Genomic DNA, 22,931 nt, shown 5'->3' on the forward strand with positions numbered 1-22,931 from the left:
GAGTGATTTTTATCGAATCTTTTTTTCTTATGAAGCTTTTGTTCCCGTACCAGAAGTCATTTCTTTTTTCGCAACTTCTTGATCGACGAGCGGTTTTTTCAAGATCGAGAGGATAGCGGCTCCGACAAGTGATCCGATTAAGATGGCACCTGCGTAGCTGAGAACGGCCATCCATGTGCCTGATGGTCCGTCAAGTAATGGGAAGACGAACACACCGCCGTGTGGTGCCGGAAGCAACACACCGAAGACGATTGTCAATGCACCGGCGATTGCTGAACCGATGACGCTTGCCGGGATGACACGAAGTGGATCGGCTGCTGCGAATGGAATCGCACCTTCTGTGACGAATGACGCACCCATTGCGTAAGCAGCGATACCCGCTTCGCGTTCTTGCGGTGTAAATTTCTTACGTGCGAACAATGTGGAAGAGAAAGCGACGAGAAGCGGTGGAACCATACCACCTGCCATGACGGCTGCCATGACTTCCGTGTTTCCTGCTGTTAAAGCGGCTGTTCCGAAGACGTAGGCCGTTTTGTTGATTGGACCACCCATATCGATTGCCATCATTGCTGCGACGAGCATACCGAGCAGGATGGCGTTACCGCCACTTAGACCGTTGAGTGAATCTGTTAACCATGTCATGAAAGCAGCGATTGGCTCGTTGATGACAAGCAACATGATCATACCTGTGATGAATGAACCGAACAGCGGGTAAAGCAAGACCGGTTTGATCCCTTCAAGAGCTTTCGGAAGACCTTGCAAGACTTTGATCAGTAAGAGAACAACATAACCGGCAAGGAAACCGGCGATCAATCCACCGAGGAATCCGGCATTCCCTTGGCTTGCGAGGAATCCGGCAATCAAACCTGGTGCAAGACCCGGTTTATCGGCGATCGACATCGCTATGAATCCGGCAAGAATCGGAATCAGAAGACCAAAGGCTGCTTTACCGATCGACATCAATTGAGCGGCAAATTCGTTGTATGATGGATCTTCCGGGTTCGCTGAGTTGATGCCCCAGAAGAAGCTGATTGCGATTAAGAGTCCGCCGGCAACGACGAGTGGCAACATGGCGGAAACCCCGCTCATCAGGTGTTTGTAGAAACCGCCACGGGCTGGTTTCGAGCTATCGCTTGATCCACTGCCTTTATACACCGGTGCATCCTGTTTAACGGCACGGTCAATCAGTTCTTTTGGTTTCCGGATTCCCTGAGCGACCGGAACTTCAACAACGTGTTTCCCGTTGAAACGATCCATCTCGACAGCTTTATCCGCAGCGACGATGATTGCTGTCGCTTCTTGAATATCTTGACTTGTCAGACCGTTTTTCACGCCGGTCGAACCGTTTGTTTCGACTTTGATGCGGACACCCATTTCTTCCGCTTTTTGACGGAGAGCATCTGCTGCCATATACGTATGGGCGATACCGGTCGGACACGCTGTGACGGCAAGAATGTATGGTGCGTCCTGTGCGACGTTTGGCGATGAGACGTCGACCGGACCTTCTTCTTCCCGTTCTTTTGCTTCGATCGCAGCGATGACTTCATCTTCCGAACGGGCGGAAAGAATCGTATCACGGAACTTCATGTCCATCAGGTAGACAGAAAGTTTTGATAATGTTTCAAGGTGCGCGTTGTCGGCATTTTCGCCGGCAGCAATCATGAAGAACAAGCGGCTTGGTTGTCCGTCGAGTGCTTCGTAATCGATTCCTGTCGAACGTCCAAAAGCGATGGCCGGTGATTTGACGGCTGCCGTCTTCGCATGCGGAATCGCGATTCCTTCACCGAGTCCGGTCGTACTTTGTGCTTCCCGGGCCAGGATGGCTTCGCGGTAAGCCGAGCGGTCATTTAATTTCCCGGCACGATCGAGTACATCCACCAATTCATCGATGACAGCTGCTTTATTCGACGAACGTAAATCGAGTTGGATCGTATCACGGGTTAACAGATCTGTAATTTTCATGAGTTTGTCACTCCTTTTAGGATTGAATGAGTTCAACGACTTGGACATCGGTCAATAAACGGTCAATATCTTCTTTTGTACATAAACCAAATGAGTAAGCGGACGCACTGCCTGTCGTGACCGCATAGCGAAAAGCTTCTTCCGGCGATCGCCCGAGGGCGTAACTGGCGACGAATCCTGCGACGAGTGAATCTCCGGCACCGACTGAATTAATCAGCTTACCGGCCGGTGTGTTCGCCGTGTAGGCCCCTTGCTTGTTGACAAGTAACGCTCCGTCACCTGCAAAAGAGATGATGACATTTTCCGCACCGCGTTCAACGAGTTGTTGCGCATACGGGACAGCCATTTCTTTTGACGTGATGTCGACATCAAAAATTTCACCGAGTTCATGATGGTTCGGCTTGATCATGAACGGACCGAGCGGTAAGACTTCAAGCATGGCTTCCTTCGTCGTATCGACAGCGAACTTCACGCCTCGTTCCGTCAGGACTTGCGCAATCTTCCGGTATAAATCCTGCGGCAGACTGCTTGGAATGCTGCCGGCGAAGACGACGATGTCACCCGGCTGCATCGTTTCGAACGCTGCCAGTAACTCCTGCAATTCTTCATCCTTGATTTGAGGACCTGCCGCATTAAGTTCCGATTCCTGATCGGCACGGATCTTAACGTTGATCCGCGTTTCATCGGCAATCGGTGTGAAGGCTGTCAGGACGCCTTGTTTTTCCAGTTCGTCACGAATGAACTTTCCCGTACTGCCACCTAAAAATCCAAGAGCTTCCGTCTCGACGTCGTAATTTCTTAAGACCAACGAGACATTGATTCCTTTACCGCCTGCTACTTTTTCCGCTTTTTCCACACGATTGACTTGTCCGGCCTCAAATACGGGCAACGTGACGTAATAATCGATCGATGGGTTGAGTGTCAGTGTATAAATCATTTCGCGTTCACCACCTCTGTATATTGACTGTATTTCGCTTCCTGTTCACTGGATGTCATCGTGATAATCGTTGCCGCCCGCAGTGACGCGACCCGGCTGAAACTGATGTCATCCAGTTTCGTCTCATCGACTAATACATAAGACTTTTTCGCTAACTCAATCGCGGTCTTCTTAACGAGTGCCTCTTCCGGATCTGGTGTCGTGAAACCTTGAGTCGGATGAACACCGTTCATCCCAAGGAAAGCGACATCAAAATGGTAAATCAACATTCCTTCACGCGCATTGTAACCAACAAGTGCTTGGGTCGAATGCTTGAGTTGCCCTCCGACGACGAACGTCGGGATACGGTGATAGAGTAACGTGTTCGCTAGAGGAAGACTGTTCGTCACGACTGTAATCGCCTTTTGTTCGAGATAAGGGACGATGGCTAGTGTCGTCGTTCCTGCATCGAGATACACGTACATTCCGTCTTCGATCAGGTCGGCCGCTGCTTTTGCGATCCGGTCCTTCTCTTCGACGAAACGGTCACTTTTCTCGAAATAACTCGGTTCATCAATCTGCATATGGTTGGCGGTTGCCCCGCCGTGAACCCGCCGTAAGTGACCAGCCGATTCAAGTTGTGATAAGTCGCGGCGAATCGTTGATTCACTGGCTCCCGTCTGATCAACAATGGTTTGCATTTTGACGACTTCTTCCCGGGCGAGCAGCTCGAGAATCAGTTGATGGCGTTTTTTCGTTAACATGAGTTTCCCTCCACATCCTTAATATAAAGCGTTTACATTCAAAAATCAATCAAAAACATTCACTTTTTTATGTTTTTCGTTAAAAAACCTTCAAAATATGACTTTATTCGACAATAACATCTTGTTATACGTCTATTATACATCAAAAACGGTCATAATATGACCGTTTACGCAAAAAAACCGCTCATTCTCTGAGCGGTTTTAAACAAGACGGTCATCAAGTATTCATTTTTAGGCTTTGACGTGATTTTGCAGATGACCGATTCCTTCAATCGAAACATCCACGACGTCCCCATCCTGAAGATACGTCGGCGGCTTCATCCCGTGTCCAACGCCGGCCGGTGTTCCTGTTGCAATGATATCCCCTGCTTCAAGGGTCATCCCGCGGGAAACTTCCGTTAAAATCGTCACGACATCCCGGAGCATCAGCTTCGTCGAACCCGATTGCCGCAGTTGACCGTTGACGCGCGTCTCAACCAGTACATCGGCCGGATCAAAACTGTCTTCCGTCACGATGACCGGCCCGAACGGACAAAAACCGTCGAGTGATTTACCGCGGAAAAATTGAACATGCTCTTTTTGCAGATCACGTGCCGTCACATCATTGACGATACTGTAGCCGAAGACATGATCCAATGCATTTTCCGGTGTCAGGTCACGACCGGTTGTCCCGATGATGATTGCGAGCTCTCCTTCATAGTCGAGTTGCTGTGTCAGATCAGCATGCCGTTCGATTGCCTCAAACGGACCGACGATGGAACTCGGTGCTTTCGTAAATAAAACGAACTTCCCGGCACCTGCCGTATCCATCTCCTTGATATGATCGGCATAGTTCTTCCCGACACAAATCACATTACGAGGCGGTATGTACGGTGCGAGTAACCGGATCTCATGGTTCAGCCTCGGTGCGACATCCAAATCAAGATCCATCTCGAAGCCCCGTGCGATGACTTCAAGCAACGAATCCGTATAGACCTGCGCTGTCACGTCATACCGGTAACCTGCTTCCTCGATCCCAATCCGTGACTCTCCTTCTTGCTCAAACCGAAACCATTTCATGACTATTCCCCCTTTTTTTCCAGTATACCGAAAAGTCTCTCCAATCGTCTGCTTTCACGAAAAAAGAACCATCCGAAATACGTCTCGGACGGTTCCTCTTCAGGCGATGCGACGGGCTAACCGGTCAACAAGCGCCTGTGATTCTTCATTTAAGGAAACCAAGTCGACTGACACACCTGCCGCCTGATATTTCAAGACGACCGTTTCAATCGCCTCCGTTGCCGAATCATCAAACAGATGGGCTTGCGTAAAATCAAGCGTAATCTGTTCGAAGTCGCGATCTGCCGGCAAATCGAATTGTCCGACGAACGCCGTCGTCGACGCAAAGAAGATCGGTCCGTTGATCCGGTAGACGACGTTTTTCTCTTCGGCATGTCGTTTCACATCAATCCGCGAAATTTTCGACGCGAACAGAATCGCGGCGAGCAGAATCCCGACCAGCACACCCATCGACAAATCATGTGTCAGGACGGTCACGAGGACCGTCGCCAGCATGACGGCAGAGTCACTTTTCGGAGAATTTTTCAGCATTTTAAAGGATCCCCAGTCAAATGTCGCATAGGACACGAAGAACATGACACCAACGAGTGCCCCCATCGGAATCGTCATCAGTAAATCATTCATCGTCACCATCAACAGCATCAGGAAAGCCCCTGCCGTAAACGTCGACAATCGGCCCCGTCCGCCTGACGTGACATTGATGACCGATTGACCGATCATTGCACAGCCCGGCATACCGCCAAAGAATCCGGCCACGATGTTGGCGATTCCTTGTCCGCGTGACTCGGTCGCTTTATTCGATGTCGTATCAGTCATCTCATCGACAATCCGCGCCGTCAACAACGATTCAATCAGACCGACGAATGCGAGTGACAAGGCATACGGGAAGATGATTTGCAGTGTCTCAAGCGAAAACGGAACATTCGGCAGGAAGAAACTTGGGAGTGAAGCTGAAATTTGTCCCATGTCGCCGATGACGCGGGTATCCAGCGAAAAGGCAACCGTCAGGATCGTCATGATTGTAATCGCGACGAGCGGTGCCGGAATCACTTTCGTAAACCGCGGGAAAATCAGGATGATGGCGAGAGATGCCGCGACCATCGCATACATGATCCAGTTCTGTCCTTCAAACTGCGGCAATTGTGCCGAAAAAATTAAGATCGCCAAGGCATTGACGAATCCGACCATGACGGCGCGGGGAATAAAACGCAATAACTTGGCGACACCGGCGACGCCTAAAAGAATCTGGAAGATTCCGGCGAGAATTCCTGCTGCCAGTAAATAATCCACACCATGATCTTTGACGAGTTGGACGACGACAAGTGCCATCGCACCGGTCGCTGCCGAGATCATCCCCGGGCGGCCGCCGGCAATCGAGATGATGATGGCAATGATGACGGACGCATATAAGCCGACCATCGGGTTGACGCCGGCAATCAAGGAAAACGCGATGGCTTCCGGAACCAGTGCCAAGGCAACCACGATTCCGGATAACAAATCCGCCTTCGGTTGCAGGACCCATTCTTTTCTCCATTGTGATAACATCTAATTCCTCATTTCTTGGTTTGAACATATTTTTTCATTATAAGACGTTTCACCTGAAGCGATAAGCCCTTATTGTAACAGTGTCCGGATCCGGACGATTTCGTCGACCATGTCCTGATAACGGACCATGATTTCCTGACCGGTGAAGATCGGATCTTCCTGCAACGTTTCGAGTGCCCGCTTCAACAGATGGATCTTCGGTTTTTTCCGTTCCAGTAATTCTTCATAAATGAAATCGAGCACTTCATCATGCGCTTCTTTTGATTCGTCTGAAATCGCGGACAGCGTGATCAGCCGCTTCATATGGGCATTCGTCTTTTCGAATAAATCTTTCCGGATGACGACCTCATCTTGCGGACGATCGAGCCAGACCGATAAAAACCGCGGCGGAATCAATTGTTCTTCCGTCCGGCTGACATCTTCGACGAGATGGGTCAACCGGTTAAAGACATACCGGACGACCCGTTCCGGTTGCGTGTTTGGTTCCGATTGCCGGAAGAAGTACATCGCATACTGTAACATTCCGGTATAGATGACAGCTAAATCGAGCAGATACGGTGTTTTCGCTTCCCCGAATAAATCACGCAGACGATGGTACGTCCATTCGATTTCAAGCAACCGGTTATTTTCCATGAATGCTTTTAATTCTTTTTCATTAGAAGCAATCGCTTCTTCAAACAACGTATACAGTTTATATTTCTGCATCAATTCGAGGTAACAGTTCCCTTGCCGGATAAACGTTTCATAATCCGAGACGTCTCGGCCGACTAAAATTTCTTTGCGGGCATTACGCATCTTTTCGAAAACCGTATTGAAGACATCAATGAACAATTCATTTTTTGATGAAAAGTAATTATAGAACGTTCCTTTGGAGACGACACTTTGATCGAGTATGTCCTGGATCGAAGTCGACTGGTAACCTTTTTCGACGAACAGTTGGTAGGCAGCATCAAGGAGCTGTTTCTTTTTCGGGTTCATAACATTATCCTTTTCTTTAAATGATCTGTTTTTCAAAAACCACTCATTTACTTTAGTGTATAAAGCAAATAATTTGTAATGTTTTGCTTGAGACGGTAAGATAGCTAAGTTGTAGAATCAGTGTATAACAAACTAGACTTACTGTACAAAAGGAGCATAACGAAATGCAATCAACGAAGCAATCATCTCGTCTTTATTTAATTTTAGCGGTCTTGATGGCCGGCGCCTTCGTCGCTGTCCTGAACTCGACGCTGTTAAATATCGCTTTACCATCCATCATGAAATCATTCAACATTGAAGCAAGCACCGCTCAATGGCTGACAACGGGTTACATGCTCGTCAACGGAATCATGATTCCGACGTCCGCCTTTCTTGTTCAAAAGTTTTCGACACGCCAATTGTTCTTAACGGCAATGGGATTGTTCTCGATCGGCACAATCGTCGCCGGTCAAGCCGATCTGTTTCCGGTCCTGCTTGGTTCGCGGATGTTGCAAGCATCCGGTTCCGCCATCATGATGCCGCTTCTCATGAACGTTCTGTTAAACGGCTTCCCGATTGAGAAACGTGGACAAGCGATGGGCATCTTCGGTCTTGTCATCACGTTTGCTCCCGCCATTGGCCCGACGTTGTCCGGCTGGGTGCTTGAACATTACGAATGGCGGATGCTGTTCCATATCGTTACACCGATTTCCCTGCTGGTCCTCGTCATCGGATTCTTCTTATTAAAGAAAGAAGTCGTCACGAGTACACTGCGTCTTGAAAAACTTTCACTGGTCTTATCAAGCTTCGGCTTCGGCGGATTACTGTACGGTTTCAGTTCAGCCGGGTCTGCCGGTTGGGGATCTTGGACCGTCATCGGTGCTCTCGCCATTGGTGTGATCAGTCTCGCTTCGTTCATTATACGCCAATTCCGGCTCGATGAACCGATGCTTGAGTTCCGAATCTTTAAATACCCGATGTTCGCTCTATCGCAAGGCATTTCAATGGTCTTGAACATGTCGATGTTCTCCGCCATGATCCTGATGCCGATTTACGTCCAGACGATTCGCGGTATTTCACCGTTCCATTCCGGTCTCTTGATGTTGCCGGGTGCACTCGTCATGGCATTCATGTCACCAATTACCGGTCGTCTGTTTGACCGCTTTGGTGCCCGGGTCCTTGCCATGATCGGTCTGTCTTTGACCGTCCTGACAACTTTCTTCTTCAGTCGTCTGACGGCGGATACAGCGTATTCGTTCCTCGTCATCATGTACACATTACGCTTCCTCGGGATCTCAATGGTCATGATGCCGGTTATGACAAACGGATTGAACCATATCCCGCAACATTTGACACCGCACGGAACGGCACTTAACAATACGTTGTCGCAAGTATCCGGTGCGATCGGTTCAGGACTGCTCGTTACGGTCATGACATCACGGACCGCTGACTATGCCAAAGAACTGACGGCAAATGCAACGCCCGGGACGAATCCGCAAACGATCATCACACAATCGATGGTCGAAGGCATCAATGATACGTTCTTCATCGCCACGTTGCTCGCCTTACTGGCTTTAGGATTATCGTTCTTCATTAAGAAACGGAAAGTCGAGCAAGACGTCGTTCACATTGATGAAGCACGTGAAAAGAAATATGCTTAAACCTCAAACAGGTCGTTTCCTCTCTATCATGAGAAGAAACGACCTGTTTTTTATCCTAGAAAAGTCTGAAGCTGTTCCCTCGTCAAGATACGTTGATTCGTACTGCCACGAATCGACAGGGAAGAATCATGAAGGGTTTTGATATACCGCCCGTCAACTAAACCATCAATCTGTGACAGAATCTGTCGGGCTTGCGCATCTTCCAGCAACTGTTCAATCCGGTAACCGGTAAACAGATAGATGTCGCAGCCGGCTAACGCGTGAACCAGTTCTGCCAGGGCAGTACGTTGCAAAAACGGTTCCCCGCCGGAAATCGTAATCCGGCGTGAACCGATGCCTTCAATCTGTTCCAGGACTTGGCGAACCGTGTAGTCTGCGCCGCCATCCATCGCCCAAGACTCCGGATTATGGCACCCCGCACACTGGTGGGGACAACCGGCAAAAAAGATGACCGTCCGGAGGCCGGGTCCGTCGACGACGGAATCAGCGAGAATGTGGAGTAGTCGCATGTTTCACCCGATCCCGTTCTTCCGCCCGCTTCGCAGGATTCCACCGGTCCATCGTTCCGACCAGGTATCCGGTAATCCGGCGAATCCGTTCAATCTCTGTTCCGCCGCACACCGGACAGGAGGTTTCAATCGTCTGCTCCGTCCGGCACGTCAGACAGCGGTCAATCGGATGATTGATCGACCCGTATCCGATACCGGCTTCTGCCATCAGGCGGACGATGTCTTCGATTGCTTTTGGATTTTCCGCGAGAGCCCCGTCCGTCTCGACATACGTGATATGTCCACCGTTGCATAAGGCATGAAATGGTGCTTCCAAACGAATTTTTTCACGGATGGTCACCGTCGTATCGACCGGCAGATGAAATGAGTTCGTATAATACGGTTTATCGGTCACACGTTCCATTACACCAAATCGCTCGGCATCCGCGGCCGTGAATTTTCCGGATAGTCCTTCCGCCGGTGTTGCGAGCAGAGAAAAATTCAGTCCGGTTTTTTCCCCGTACTGATCGACAACCGTCCGCATCAATCGAATCAAGGCTTGACCGATTTCGTGGGCAAGTTTCGACTCCCCGTGATGTTGCCCCGTCAGGACGATCAACGCTTCCGCCAAACCGATGAACCCGACGGATAACGTTCCTTGCCGTAAGACCGGTTCGACCCGGTCTGATTCAGCCAGCGTCTGTCCGTCCCGCCAGATATGCCGATATAAAAAGGTAAACTCGTCTGCCGTCCGGTTGGCTTGGTAATGATAGCGTTCCAGTAATTGTTCGCAAATCACTGCCGTATAAGCGGAGACCGCTTCAAACATCCGATCGAGACTCTGCGTCATCAAGGCAAGGCGTACAAGATTCAGACTCGTAAATGACAGATTTCCCCGTCCGACGACAGAAGCTCGACCTTGCCGGTTCTCAAGCACACGTGTCCGGCACCCCATGTAGGCCACTTCTTCGTCCGGTGTACCAGTCGATTGGTTAAACGGCGCATCGAGAAAAGCAAAGTTCGGAAACAGACGTTTCCCGGTCACTTCCGTCGCCAGTTGAAACAAATCATAGTTCGGGTCCTCCGACTGAAAATTGACTCCTGTTTTAACCTTAAAAATCTGGATCGGAAAAATCGGCGTCTCCCCTTTTCCAAGTCCTGCCCGAGTGGCTTCAAGCAGTGCCCGAATCAACAGCCGGCCGAACGTTGAGGTATCTGTTCCGTAATTGATGGAAATGAACGGCACTTGGCCGCCACCGCGTGAATGCATCGAATTCGTATTATGAATAAACGCTTCACATGCTTGATAGGTCATCTCATATGTTTCAGACATCGCATAGGCCCGCTTGCGTCGATTTGACCATTTCGGAACCAGTTCCCGGATTTTCTTCAGTTGCCGCTGAAAGGTTTTTTCGACAAACGGAGCCAGATCATAATCAAACATCGGATAGGACTGTCCGCCGTGTTGCATATTTTGATTCGCCTGCATGATGATGGCAGCGAGTGCCAGGGCCGACCGGATATCCTGTGCCGGACGGATCGATCCGTGGGTCATCGTAAAACCGTCCGTTAACAATCGCCCGAGCGGCAGTTGAACACAGGTCGTCGTCCCGGTCACATAATAGTCGGCATCGTGGACATAGATGATATTTTCAACAAGTGCCTGTTTCGCTTCTGCTGATAACAACATGTCCTGCATCATCTGTTTTGCCGCGACACCGGCAAGACGGTTCAGCTTTCCGAGCGGCGATTTCCCATCGACATTCGCATTTTCCTGCATCTCATCCGTTGACGGATCCTGAACGATTTGTTCATATAACGTCTGTATGTCCATCTTCATCTCTCCCTAAATCGTGTGGTTTCTATCTGTATCCCCACTATAGCGAGAGCTTTCCAAGACCGACAATCCCTGCATATCTGAAACGATTTGCAAGGAAAACAGCCGTTTCGTCACCAAATGTTTTCAGAAAATCGCATGGAATTTGCTCTCATCCACTTTTCTTCTATCCTCTCCCGGTATGAGAAACCTCACTGTTCACGAAAAACAGGACAGGATACGCGGATGATTCTTTTCCGCACTTCCTGCCCTGTCCTATTTGATTTAATTCATTTCAATCAATGTATCGGAGACACTTGGTAACAACACCTTAAACACGGTACCTTCCCCTAAAATGGATTCGACATCAATATTGCCGTCATGTGCCCGGACAATTTCTTTACAGATCGAGAGACCTAAGCCCGTTCCGCCGATTTTACGGCTGTCGGAATTGTCGACCCGGTAAAACTTGCTGAACAGATGTGGCATCGCACTGCTTGGAATCCCTAATCCAAAGTCACGGACACTTAACTCAATCTGATTGTGGTGATGCGTCAGCGAGATGACGACATCGCCGCCGTCCGGTGAATATTTGATTGCATTATGAAGTAAATTACCGAGCAGTTGTTTCATGCTGTTTTTATCCGCATGAATCAAAAACTCATGGTTCTCATCGACATCCAGCTGCAGACGATGTTGTTCGGTTGACGCCTGATAAAAACGTGTCTGTTCCCGGACCGTATCAATCAGATCAAACACTTCTTTATCGTAGGACTGTTTCCCGGACTCCATCCGTTGAACATTTAAGAAATCGCTGACAAGATCCGTCAATCGTTTCGATTCATCATGAATCGTCTGCAGGTAGCGTTTGTTCCGTTCCGGATCCAACTTCCGTTTCAGCATCAGTTCCGTGAACCCGTAAATGGAAGAGAGCGGTGTCCGCAGTTCATGTGAGACGGTCGAGACAAGTTCCGACTTCATCCGGTCAACTTCCGTTTCCGCCGTCACGTCCCGGAACACAAGAATCGTTCCTTTCGCTTGTTCACTGAGCATGATTTCTTCCGCGTAGACCTGAATGAAGTATTCCCCTTGATCAATCGATAACGAAAACATCCCTTCCGGAATCTGACCCGATAAGACTTCTTCAAAATACGCTTCAAATGCCTCTTTTTGATCGACCTGCTCAAACATCGTCTCCGGCCGTACTTCGAGGAATGTCATCGAATCGTTGTCTTCTTCGATCTGTAACGATTCGAAGATATCAAATAACGCCTGATTTCCAAGAATCGTTTTTTCGTCATGTTTGATATAGAGGATGGCTTCCCGGACTGAATTCAGCAGTTGGGCTGTCTCTTTTCGTTCGTATTCCATTTGTTCATACAGTGACATCCGCATCAAGGAAATTGCAATCTGTTTCGAAAACGATTCCAGTTCATTCAATTCTTTTATGTTAAAGGATTGATCGAACCGTGCCAGATAGAGACAGGCAATCAGTTCATCTTTCGCCTGATCCATGACGGGGATGACGGCTTCATAAATGTAATACGGGAAACCAATCAAACTGTCATTGGCGACTTTTTTCGAAGAATTGGCACGTTCTTTCGAAATCATGACCCGTTTGAGCAGTAACGATTCGGTTTTCAGGCTCTCCTGCTGTTCTTCCGTCATTTCTTTTGGAACAACGGATGAGATCACATTGTTTTTAATCAATAACAGGGCTCCAAACTCGGTTTTCGTCAAACGGACAATCGTACTGATGACCGATGAATAATCAAACAAACTTTCCTTCGAAGCAAGTGTTTCAATCAGTTCATTGCGGTCCTGCAGATGCAGTTCGTTCGAACGTGTGACTTCGAGTGCCTGTTCCAGTTCCGTTTGTTTACTTTTAAGGGCTTCTTGATTCTGTTCCATCAACTGATTTTTTCGTGACAGCTCCGTGTGTTGCGAGGAGATTGAACGGGCCATCCGATAAAAGGATTCCGTCAGCTGTCCGACTTCGTTCTCCACCAGTACATCGTGTTCAAGCGAAATTGATTTTCCTTCCGCGAGCCGCTGACTTTTGATATTCAGTTCATGTAACTGCATCGTCAGCCGGCCAATCAACGGTCGGACGATGAATAATAAGCATAAAAGAAAAATCAATAAGTTCAAAAACCAGAACCACTGGGTTTGTTGAAGTTGAGCAAGTACTTGTTCCTTCGTCTGACCAGCTGAATTGTCGATATAAAGATAACTGGCGACAGATGTGAGTACACTCCAGGCAAACACGCTGTAAAATACCGCCATCAGCTGTCTCCCTAGTTTTTCAGTCATCCATTGTTTCATATTGCTAAAGCCTCCTACTAAAACTATAAAAATAAAGGTGTGATGCGAGACTTTCGTTTCGCATCACACCTTTATTTCCCTCAATCCTGCCGTTTCAATCCTGTCTCTTACGCTCCGTGGCGGCAATAACCGGAGATTACAGACTAATCCGATGGCATCGACGATTTGCTGTTTCGACATCCCTTCCGTCTGGACATGATGCGAGAAGAGCGGATGGGAAAGCTCACGCAACCGGTCCTCGGCTTGTTTCCCGCCCCAGGACTGTCCGCGTTCAAACCGGCTTCGCAACCGTCGTCTGACGGTTTTCGGACTCGCCATCAATGCTACATGGTGAACATGGTGTCCGTTTTTTCTTAACGTCCCGATGATTTCTTCAAAATACGTACTATTTGTTAACGTCATCGGTACGATGATGACGGCAGAACCTTGATCCAGTTGTTCGAGCATTAACAAATTCAACCGGCGCCAAAGCGGCTCATCTTGAAAATCATCAGCCTGGTTCTCTTGGGGAAGCTGTTGGCGTAACAGTTGACCTGTCAACTCAGGGTCAAATAAATACGAGCCTGTGATTCGTTGCTGTAATCCTCGGGCAGCCGTCGTTTTACCGACACCGAATGTACCATTGACCCAAATAATCATTGTCCGGATATACCACCTTTATCTTTCCTTGGCAGGAGTTTCCTTTAATATACAATTTGAATGATCCACGGTGCAAGGACGCTGGCGAGAATTGCCGTCAAAATCATCGTCAGTAAACCAACCGCCCCTTCCCGCTGATCGAGACTCATTGATTTCGTCGCTCCCATGACATGGGCAATCGATGCCAGTCCGACACCGCGTCCGACAAAATGACGAATCCGGAGCCCTGTCATCAGGCGCGGACCGACAATCGAACCGACAAGCCCTGTCACAAGAACAAAGGTCGCGGTTAAAGCAAGCGTGCCGCCGGATCGTTCCGAAATCGCCAAAGCAACAGGCAATGTCACCGACTTTGGTAACAAAGCAAGATTGGTCGTCCGACCAAGATGCAATAACAGACCAAGCAGTAAGTCGGATGTCAGGGCAATGATGGTTCCAATCCCGACACCAAGTGCGATTTCCGGTAAAAACTTCCGGACATGATGCCGGACCTGATACAACGGAATCGCAAATGCTGTAATGGCCGGTCCGAGCATCCGTGATAAATACTGTCCGCCTGACATGTATACAGCGTGCGTCGTACCGCTGAGCGATAAGATGACAATCACGGCCGCCGTCACGGTCAAAATCGGCAGCGTCCAGACAAACGGAAACGCCCGGTACAACCAAAACGCGCCGCCAAACAGCAAAGTCGTCAATACCAGCCAAAATAGTCCTTCACTCATGGGCATCGACCCCCTCTTTGCGTCGGGCCAATCGATCGACGAGAAAAGCGGATCCGGTTAATGTCAACAGACTGCTGATGATCAGGATGATCAGGACCTGAAGGCCGGATTGACGCATGAAAACCGTGTAATCCATGATACCGGATAAGGCCGGTACAAAAAATAGCGGCATGACGAGCAACAGGACCCGTCCCCCGTGCTCGACGTAGCTGATTTTGAGCAGCCGGCTTTTTAATGCCAGATACAATAAAATCAAGCCGATGATATTTCCGGGTAACGGCAACTGCAGTCCTGTACTCACAACATCCCCGATCATGGCGAAACAGGAAATGAGGACAATCTGCAGTAGGATTGTCACACTCAATAATAATTTTGAACGCATAATGATTTCCCCTTGTTTAACGTATTCGGGTCCTATTATCCGCCTCAGTTTGTGAACAATCAATGAAATTACCCGGATTTATATAAGTAACCGTTCTCACAGCAGTTCCCTTCTTTTTCTGTCCTAGCACAAAAAAAGAAGAGCCTCCTGTCGTAAGACAGATGCCTCTTCTTTCGTCACATAATCCGTTTAAACAGTTTTTCGAGTTCATACGTCGTCCATTCGATGATGACCGGTCGGCCGTGCGGACAAGTGAACGGCATCTCGGTTTTAGCGAGGTCGACGATCAACTGCCGCATCATCTCATGATTCAGCGGATGATTGGCTTTGATCGATTTTTTACATGCCATCATGATCGCCGCATCTTCCCGGTACGTTTCCAGGTCGACTTTTCGTTTCATCAGGGCTTCATCCATCAATTCCTGGATTGTCTCTTCCTGCCGGTGCGACGGGAACCAGGTCGGGACTTCCCGGACGATGAAGCTTTGTGGACCAAAAGCTTCGAGTTCGATCCCGACATCACGCAGTAGCGGCAAAACTTCCTCCATCCGCCGCATATCGTCACTCGCAATCTCAAAAGTATACGGCAACAACAACTGTTGCTTCTGCTCAAGCGGACGACCGAACATGACCTTATAGGTCTCATATTTAATCCGTTCCTGCGCGGCATGCTGATCAATCAGATACATCCCGTCCGCTCCCGAACAGACGATATAAGACGAATGGAGCTGTCCGATGACATCGAGATGCGGAAACTTCGGACCCGTCGCGGCCGGCTGTTCCACTTGTTCCGGGACTGGTTCATGCAGTACTTCGATTGATTGGTCCGGTTTTTGAATCCGGCTGCCTGACGGGACAGGCTCGTTCCCGGCTTCGGTCCGTTTCGGAATCGGATAATTCCAGACAGACCGGGAAGACAATTCCTCGACCGGCTCCGCCACATAGGAAAATTCTAATTTTTCCTGCGCACTCGGATCTTTTTTAGGTTTCGGCGGTGTCACTTTCGGAATCAACGTCTGCCGGCTGAGCGTTAAGCGGATTGTCTCCTGAATCAATTGACAGAGTTCCGCCTCCTTTGACAGACGGACTTCCCGTTTCGCCGGGTGGACATTGACATCAATCAACAACGGATCCATCGTCACTTCGATGACAGCAATCGGAAAACGCCCAATCGGCAACAACGTGTGATAGCCGTTTAAAACGGCTTGCGTCAGGGCAAAGTTTTTGACCGAACGTCCGTTTAAGATCAAGGTGATGTAATTTTTCGATGCCCGGGTCACTTCCGGCTTCACAAGATGACACGTCAACTGATAATCAGCCGTCGTACCGGTTGCGACAAGCGTTCCCTGAATCGTCTGATGCCCGTAGACACTGGCAAGTGCCTGCCGGACGTCACCCGAACCATTGGTCTGAATCAAGACTTTTCCTTCGTGAACCGCGTACAGTTTGACTTCCGGATGGGCAAAAGCGACCCGGTTCAAAATGTCCGTGATGGCGGCCAGTTCCGTATGTGTCGTCTTCAAATACTTCAGTCGGGCCGGTGTATTAAAGAACAGTTGCTCGACCGTCAGCTCCGTCCCCCGGTTCATGGCAATCGCCGACCGATTCGTCAGCCGTCCGCAGTCAAGTGTCAGCTGAATCCCTTCCTGCTCTTCCCGTTTCGTCTTTAAGGTGACTTTACTGACAGATGCAATCGACGCCAAGGCTTCGCCGCGGAATCCAAGCGTCTTGATGCGGAATAAATCGTGTTCATCCTTTATTTTGCTTGTCGCGTGCCGGACAAACGCCAGTTCCGCGTCTTCCGGATAAAAACCGTGTCCGTTGTCGCGGATCGTCATCCGCTTCATTCCCGCTTCTTCCAGTTCGACATCGATTTGTGTCGCACCCGCATCGAGCGCATTTTCAACCAGTTCCTTGACGACGGAGGCAGGGCGTTCGACGACCTCACCTGCCGCAATCCGGTTCGCAAGCGAATCGGATAGTTCCCGAATGATTCCCATGCCTGACGTCCTCCTTATTTTCTCGCTTCCGCCTGCAGACGGTACAGCGTGTTTAATGCTTCAAGTGGTGTCATATTGATTAAATCCAGTGTCTGTACCGTCTCCCGGACCGGATCCGTCTCAGCAAAGAGACTCAGTTGATCAACGGGTTCCGCCTGAACTGTCGTTTGTTTGGGTGGTACGACCATCCTTTCATCGGCTTGTTCAAATTCAGATAACAGTACTTCCGCCCGGGCAATCAAGGCATCCGGTAAATCGGCTAAGCGCGCGACATGGATACCGTACGATTGATCGGCTTTCCCGTCCCGGACTTCGTGTAAGAATACGACCCGTCCATCCTGTTCGACAGCCCGGACATGGACATTCGCGAGACGCGGCATCGAGTCCTCAAGGACCGTCAGTTCATGATAATGGGTCGAGAACAAGGTTTTTGCGCCGACGTGCTCTGCAATATGTTCGACGATGGCCTGTGCGAGCGCCATTCCATCGTACGTCGACGTTCCTCGGCCAATCTCGTCCAGGAGAATCAACGATTTATCGGTTGCCCGTGTCAACGCTTCTTGCGTTTCGACCATCTCGACCATGAAGGTCGATTGACCGCTGACTAAATCGTCCGCTGCCCCGATTCGCGTGAAGATTTGATCGAAAATCGGTAACTCGGCCCGGCTTGCCGGGACGAATGATCCGATTTGATGCAGTAAGGCAATCAAGGCAAACTGGCGCATATACGTCGATTTACCGGACATGTTCGGTCCTGTGATTAACAGCATTTCCCGGTCTTCATTCAGATTGATGCCGTTCGCAACATACTCCCCGCGTGGCAATACCGTCTCGATGACGGGATGTCGCCCGTTTTCGATCGTTACATTCCGGCCGGTCAACGTGATTGGTCGGACGTAATCATACCGTTCGGCGGTTTCCGCCAAAGCGACGAGAACATCGAGTTCGGCAATCCGCCGGCTGACCCGTTGCAGACTTTCGATGTGTGTCTTCACCTGATCACGGACCTGACAGAACAGTTCGTATTCCAACGTGATACTTTTTTCCTCAGCTCCGAGAATCAGTGCTTCCTTCTCTTTCAGTTCCGGCGTCACATACCGTTCCGCATTCGCAAGTGTCTGTTTCCGTTCATAACGCCCTTCCGGCAACAGTTTGGCATTGGCCCGTGATACTTCGATGTAATAACCGAAGACGCGGTTGTATCCGATTTTCAACGTCTTAATCCCCGTCGCTTGCCGTTCGCTTGCTTCAAGCGTCGCCAGCCACGTCTTCCCGTCTTTTGACGCCACCAGTAATTCGTCTAGCGCCGGATCAAATCCTGTCCGGATCATTCCGCCATCTTTCGTCGAAATCGGTGGAGCCTCGACAAAAGCACGGTCGAGCAGATCGGTTAATTCATCGTGCGGATCAAGTCCAAGTGCAAGCTGTCCGAGCCGGTCACTGAGTAATTCTTCAAGTGCCGCTTGAATCCGCGGAATCAGACGCAGCGTTGACTTCAACTGGACAAGATCGCGGGCGGAAGCGGTCCCGTACCCGACTTTTGCGACCAATCGTTCCAAGTCATAAACTTCCCGCAATGTATCCTTCAACTGTTGTCGCTCGAAATAATGTGCCAGCAGTTCTTCGACGGCGTCCAGCCGCTCGGCAATCGTGTGTTGTGACAGCAACGGTTTTTCGAGCCAACGCTTCAGCATCCGGCCGCCCATTGCCGTACCCGTGACGTCAAGCAGTCCCAGTAACGATCCCTTTTTATCGCCGGTCCGGGCAGACCGGACCAGCTCCAGATTTTTGACCGTATTCGGTTCGAGCTGCATGAAGTCGGCCGCTTCGTAAACGATGGCCGGTTGCAAGTGGGCAAGCGACCGTTTTTGCGTATCATGCATGTAGGCATAGAGCACAGCAAAGGCGTCTGCTTGTGCCGTATCAATCGCCCGGTCACCGTGAGGATGGTTTTCCCGGCGTGCACTCTGCGTCAATGGAATCTGTAAATGGCTGAGTGCTGCCTCATGTTCACTTGTCGTCACGATGATTTCTCGCGGCAGGATGATGCTCAGCTCCTTCGCGACCGCATCAAGCGTCGCAACGCTCGTCAAGGCACTTTCGCCGGTCGAGACGTCTCCGCGGGCAATACCGAACCGTCCATCCTGCTCGACGACGGCGACCAGGTAGCGGTTTTCTTTTTCCGTCAACGATGACATCAAGGTTCCCGGTGTGATGACTTGGACGACTTCGCGTTTGACGAGCCCTTTCGTCAACTTCGGATCTTCGACCTGGTCACACAGCGCCACCTTGTATCCCCGTTCAATCAATTGTTCGATGTAACCGTTCGCTGCGTGATGCGGGACACCGCACATCGGAATCGGATGTTCGGCATTTTTGCCGTTTTTCGCTGTCAGCGTCAATTCGAGTTCATGTGCGACTTGTTTCGCATCTTCGAAAAATAATTCGTAAAAATCACCTAACCGATAAAACAAGAAGGCATCCGGATAGTCGGCCTTAATCGAAAAATATTGTTTCATCATCGGCGTGTTATGGACTGCTTCCATGCTGTTCACCTCATTCGCGTAAAAAGCCGACGGGAATCCGTCGGCTTTTCCAATTCAATTCATTGATTAATAGCCGCAACCGCCGCTTTTATTTTCTGCATCCATGCCGCTGCCTGTTTTCCCCGCCAAGACATCGCCGTCAGTCGCTTCGATGATTTGATCCGTGATGCCGTTTGAAATCGTCACCGTCACGTATTGAAGAAGTCCGTTTACTTCTTCCTGTGATTCCTGGAATTGTTGCACGACGGGCATTTCGTCGAGTTCAGCGAATAATTTATCCAGTTTTGCTTCGACACGTGCCAAGGCTTCCGTTTTACCGTAATGCTGGCAGTTAACAGCTTCTTTTTGCAGGAACTTGATTTGTTTCATCATCTTTTGAACTTTTTCGTTCCCGTTGATGTTTGCTTCAGCAGCTTTGAATCGTTCTACTTCTGATGTCTCAGAAATCATTTTCGCGATCTCATTGGCCTTTTCGATGATTTGTTCATCTGTGTACATAAACATTCGTCCCCTCTATCGGAAGCGGTGATCCCGCTACGCTTATCATATCTACAAACGATGACTCGTTCTTAACGCATTTATTATACCGTTCTCTTAGAGGGGTGACAAGAATAGTTCCTTATTCAATCGAGCGCCACAGCAGATAGGCGGCGTGACTACGGTATGGGGCAAATTCTTCCGCCAGTGAAACTGCCTCTTCAACACTCGGCCGGGTCCCGTGCAAGTGCTCAAACGCCCGTAAAATGCCGATGTCCGACGCTGGAAACAGGTCCTCCCGTCCGTATCCGAACATCAAAACGTTTTGTACCGTCCAGGGACCGACTCCTTTTAAGGCAATCAATGTCTCCGCGATCGTTGCGTCGGATGCTTCCGTCAACCGGTCAAAATCAATCCCGGCCCGCGCTGCTCCCAGGAGGTACTCGACTTTTCGTCCGGACAGTTGCAGTACCCGAAGCTGTTCCGGTTCAAGCTTCCGTAATCGGTCTGCCGTCGGGGGGAAAATCACCCCGTCCTGTTCCGTTCCGAATGTCCGGCAAAACCGTTCCATCAGGACTTGCGCAAAGGCCAGATTGATTTGTTGATGGATGATTGACCGGATGAGTGCAGTGAACGGACTAATATCCAGCACAAGCCGCTCCGCTCCGAACGTGGCCACGACTTCTGAAAGCGAGGTGTTTGATAAGTGCTGGCTTGGATTCGTCGTATCCAGACGAAACCGGCGGCGCAATTGCTGCACCATCGGTTTCTGTGGACCGTTTCCGGACAAGAGCAGTGTCCGCGGACCGGATGCTTCCATCTGACCGATGAAGTTTCCTTCCGGCAACAAGAGCGGAACAAACAACCGACCGTCCTGTTCGACCTGTAACCGGTCACCCCGAAGGCGTTTCCGGATACCGGCAAAGTCATAGTCGTCTTCTAACAGTAACTGTTCCTGCCACATACAATCGCTCCCTCAACCAATGAATAGTTTGATCCCACCAAGAATCAGACCAATGAAAAATCCGCAAATCGCGCCGTTGACGCGAATCCATTGCAAATCGTTCCCCACCTTGTCTTCAATCATATGAATCAACGTTTCCGTATCAAAACGGTTTAAGTTTTCCCGGACCAGGCCGCCGATTTTTTGGTGGTTTTGATCCACGAACCGTACGAGCTGATCTTTCATCCAGCGGTCACTTTCTTCTTTGAACGTCGGATGCTGATCCCACTCGTTCAGCGCTTGGTTCATCAACGGTAAAGCACGATTTTCCCAGAAAGAATCAGATGCCAAGTACGTTTTCAGCTCCTCGATTCCTGCCGTGTAGGCCCGGTTCAAGACCGGTTGCAAATCAAAACGATCAACTTCTGCTGCTTTCCATTGATCAATTTTTGCAAGCCGCTCTTCATCTTGCGTCAATTGCGCCAAATTCCGGCGTACATGATCAAGAATCGCCAGACGGTTCGGGTGATGCACCTGCTTCATATCTTCAATCACACTCAGCAGGACGGATTGAATGACAAGGCTCAACCGTTCTTCCGAGTAGACTTTTTGTACCGTCTTCGCCGTAACGCGTAAAAAGGTGTTTTTTTCCTGATCAATCATGGCGTGATACGCCAAACGGCCAATTTGATCACGGATCACGGGATCTTCGAGCAACCGTTGCCCGTACCCGAGCAATTGGTCGATGGCGAGTTCATCAAGACGCCGTTCCTCGTTTAATCCCATCAGCCGTTCTGCCAATCGTTTGGATGGATACGCTTTGACCGTGTCGGAAATCCGTTCATCGACGACCTTCAGGATCGCTTCTTTCGGCAGTTTGTGTAGAATACCGGCCAACAGTTCCGTGACCGTCGAACGAAACGCCGGTAACAGGACAATTGAACGCAACAATTTGATGAAACGGTCGGCGAGCGTCATATGCCGTAACTTTTCAACGATACTCTCTTTATTGAGCAAGTCTTTTTCGAGCATCTGGACGATCGACTCGATGACCCGCTCCCGGTTTTTCGGCAATAGGTTCGTATGGGGAATTTTCAATCCGAGCGGGTGCCGGAATAATGCCGTGATGGCAAACCAGTCTGCAATTCCGCCGACAAGCCCTGCTTCAAAACCGCTCTGCAACCAAAATATCCAATCGTTTTCTTTAAACGGCAATGAGGCGATAAAGCCGACTGCCATGAAAATCAAGGACACGGTCGCCAGACGCCGGGTCGATGATTTTGGTTTTAATTGTTGTTGCAAGATGGTTCCTCCTTCTCGCTGCATGTTTTGTCATACTTCGTATACGTTCAAAAACGCATCCAAGTTTCGACATGAAAGAGTCCCAGCCTCAACCGGACTGGGACTCATTATGTAGTTAAAACGTAAATTCACCGAAATTTTCGCCGTCCCATGTTGCTGTCGCTGTCGACACAAAGTAGACGAGTCCGTTTCCAAATGTATTTTCCATCAATGAAACGATTTGATGACCGGCTGTCTGTTCGACGAACGCCAATCGGACTTCTTCTTTTCCTTGATAAATTCGTTCATATACGCTTAATCCCCGGGCATTGATGAAGGTGCGGGCGTTTGTAAAAATCAACGGACCAGCTTCCGGGCGACGTTCTTGAATGAAATCTTGACACTTGTCTTCAAACTGATTCAATCTCGTTCACTCCTTCTCTCT

19 protein-coding genes are annotated in these 22,931 nt (G+C 49.6%); 1 reads left to right on the forward strand and 18 read right to left on the reverse strand.

Annotation, left to right across the window (positions count from 1 at the left end; translation table 11 throughout):
• Nucleotides 1-27: 27 nt before the first annotated feature.
• From KNP93_RS05745 to KNP93_RS05770, 6 genes are all read right to left on the reverse strand, one after another.
• Nucleotides 28-1,962 carry a PTS fructose transporter subunit IIABC gene (locus tag KNP93_RS05745; RefSeq protein ID WP_131503003.1) on the reverse strand — a complete coding sequence of 645 codons (1,935 nt, stop codon included), beginning with the start codon at nucleotides 1,960-1,962 and terminating at the stop codon, nucleotides 28-30.
• Nucleotides 1,963-1,978: 16 nt separating this feature from the next.
• Nucleotides 1,979-2,899: a 1-phosphofructokinase gene (gene pfkB, locus KNP93_RS05750; RefSeq protein ID WP_214853867.1), complete on the reverse strand. Its 921-nt coding sequence runs from the start codon at nucleotides 2,897-2,899 to the stop codon at nucleotides 1,979-1,981.
• Nucleotides 2,896-3,642, reverse strand: a complete 747-nt coding sequence (locus KNP93_RS05755) for a DeoR/GlpR family DNA-binding transcription regulator (RefSeq protein WP_012369959.1) — start codon at nucleotides 3,640-3,642, stop codon at nucleotides 2,896-2,898. The genes pfkB and KNP93_RS05755 overlap by 4 nt, the downstream gene beginning before the upstream one ends.
• Before the next feature lie 231 nt (nucleotides 3,643-3,873).
• Nucleotides 3,874-4,701 carry a fumarylacetoacetate hydrolase family protein gene (locus KNP93_RS05760; RefSeq protein WP_131973118.1) on the reverse strand — a complete coding sequence of 276 codons (828 nt, stop codon included), beginning with the start codon at nucleotides 4,699-4,701 and terminating at the stop codon, nucleotides 3,874-3,876.
• A 99-nt stretch (nucleotides 4,702-4,800) separates the two neighbouring features.
• A complete protein-coding gene (locus KNP93_RS05765) occupies nucleotides 4,801-6,246 on the reverse strand; it encodes a SulP family inorganic anion transporter (RefSeq protein ID WP_214853870.1) in 1,446 nt (481 codons plus the stop codon).
• Between the two features lie 69 nt (nucleotides 6,247-6,315).
• Nucleotides 6,316-7,224 (reverse strand): TetR/AcrR family transcriptional regulator, encoded by a 909-nt coding sequence (locus tag KNP93_RS05770; protein WP_114596216.1) that lies wholly within the window; start codon nucleotides 7,222-7,224, stop codon nucleotides 6,316-6,318.
• A 164-nt stretch (nucleotides 7,225-7,388) separates the two neighbouring features.
• Between KNP93_RS05770 and KNP93_RS05775 the strand changes: the two genes are divergently transcribed.
• Complete coding sequence (locus KNP93_RS05775) at nucleotides 7,389-8,864, forward strand: DHA2 family efflux MFS transporter permease subunit (RefSeq protein WP_131973120.1); 1,476 nt, start codon at nucleotides 7,389-7,391, stop codon at nucleotides 8,862-8,864.
• 50 nt (nucleotides 8,865-8,914) lie between these two features.
• Here KNP93_RS05775 and nrdG read toward each other — a convergent pair whose 3' ends face one another.
• The 12 genes from nrdG to KNP93_RS05835 form a co-directional block, all read right to left on the reverse strand.
• A complete protein-coding gene (gene nrdG, locus KNP93_RS05780) occupies nucleotides 8,915-9,373 on the reverse strand; it encodes an anaerobic ribonucleoside-triphosphate reductase activating protein (protein WP_131503007.1) in 459 nt (152 codons plus the stop codon).
• On the reverse strand, nucleotides 9,348-11,186 hold the full coding sequence (locus KNP93_RS05785) for an anaerobic ribonucleoside triphosphate reductase (RefSeq protein WP_131503008.1): 1,839 nt from the start codon (nucleotides 11,184-11,186) through the stop codon (nucleotides 9,348-9,350). Before KNP93_RS05785 ends, nrdG begins: the two co-directional genes overlap by 26 nt.
• Before the next feature lie 267 nt (nucleotides 11,187-11,453).
• On the reverse strand, nucleotides 11,454-13,493 hold the full coding sequence (locus KNP93_RS05790) for an ATP-binding protein (protein WP_131503009.1): 2,040 nt from the start codon (nucleotides 13,491-13,493) through the stop codon (nucleotides 11,454-11,456).
• Between the two features lie 63 nt (nucleotides 13,494-13,556).
• Entirely contained in the window at nucleotides 13,557-14,132 is a 576-nt protein-coding gene (locus KNP93_RS05795) for an AAA family ATPase (protein WP_214853873.1), read from the reverse strand.
• Between the two features lie 44 nt (nucleotides 14,133-14,176).
• On the reverse strand, nucleotides 14,177-14,857 hold the full coding sequence (locus KNP93_RS05800) for an LrgB family protein (RefSeq protein ID WP_251138678.1): 681 nt from the start codon (nucleotides 14,855-14,857) through the stop codon (nucleotides 14,177-14,179).
• Complete coding sequence (locus KNP93_RS05805) at nucleotides 14,850-15,239, reverse strand: CidA/LrgA family protein (RefSeq protein WP_131503012.1); 390 nt, start codon at nucleotides 15,237-15,239, stop codon at nucleotides 14,850-14,852. The genes KNP93_RS05800 and KNP93_RS05805 overlap by 8 nt, the downstream gene beginning before the upstream one ends.
• A 176-nt stretch (nucleotides 15,240-15,415) precedes the next feature.
• Nucleotides 15,416-17,239 (reverse strand): DNA mismatch repair endonuclease MutL, encoded by a 1,824-nt coding sequence (mutL, locus tag KNP93_RS05810; protein WP_214853876.1) that lies wholly within the window; start codon nucleotides 17,237-17,239, stop codon nucleotides 15,416-15,418.
• Between the two features lie 14 nt (nucleotides 17,240-17,253).
• The gene (gene mutS / locus KNP93_RS05815) at nucleotides 17,254-19,785 is read right to left on the reverse strand and encodes a DNA mismatch repair protein MutS (RefSeq protein WP_131503014.1); all 2,532 of its coding nucleotides are present in this window, start codon (nucleotides 19,783-19,785) and stop codon (nucleotides 17,254-17,256) included.
• Between the two features lie 66 nt (nucleotides 19,786-19,851).
• Nucleotides 19,852-20,289, reverse strand: coding sequence for a YlbF/YmcA family competence regulator (locus KNP93_RS05820; RefSeq protein WP_188005300.1), 438 nt, complete (start codon nucleotides 20,287-20,289; stop codon nucleotides 19,852-19,854).
• Nucleotides 20,290-20,404: 115 nt separating this feature from the next.
• Nucleotides 20,405-21,226 carry a DNA-3-methyladenine glycosylase family protein gene (locus tag KNP93_RS05825; protein WP_131503015.1) on the reverse strand — a complete coding sequence of 274 codons (822 nt, stop codon included), beginning with the start codon at nucleotides 21,224-21,226 and terminating at the stop codon, nucleotides 20,405-20,407.
• Between the two features lie 12 nt (nucleotides 21,227-21,238).
• The gene (locus KNP93_RS05830) at nucleotides 21,239-22,507 is read right to left on the reverse strand and encodes a DUF445 domain-containing protein (protein WP_214853879.1); all 1,269 of its coding nucleotides are present in this window, start codon (nucleotides 22,505-22,507) and stop codon (nucleotides 21,239-21,241) included.
• Nucleotides 22,508-22,622: 115 nt separating this feature from the next.
• Nucleotides 22,623-22,910 (reverse strand): hypothetical protein, encoded by a 288-nt coding sequence (locus KNP93_RS05835; protein WP_214853882.1) that lies wholly within the window; start codon nucleotides 22,908-22,910, stop codon nucleotides 22,623-22,625.
• Nucleotides 22,911-22,931 lie beyond the last annotated feature (21 nt).

Source organism: Exiguobacterium sp. s166, assembly GCF_018618855.1.
Classification (GTDB): Bacteria; Bacillota; Bacilli; order Exiguobacteriales; family Exiguobacteriaceae; genus Exiguobacterium_A.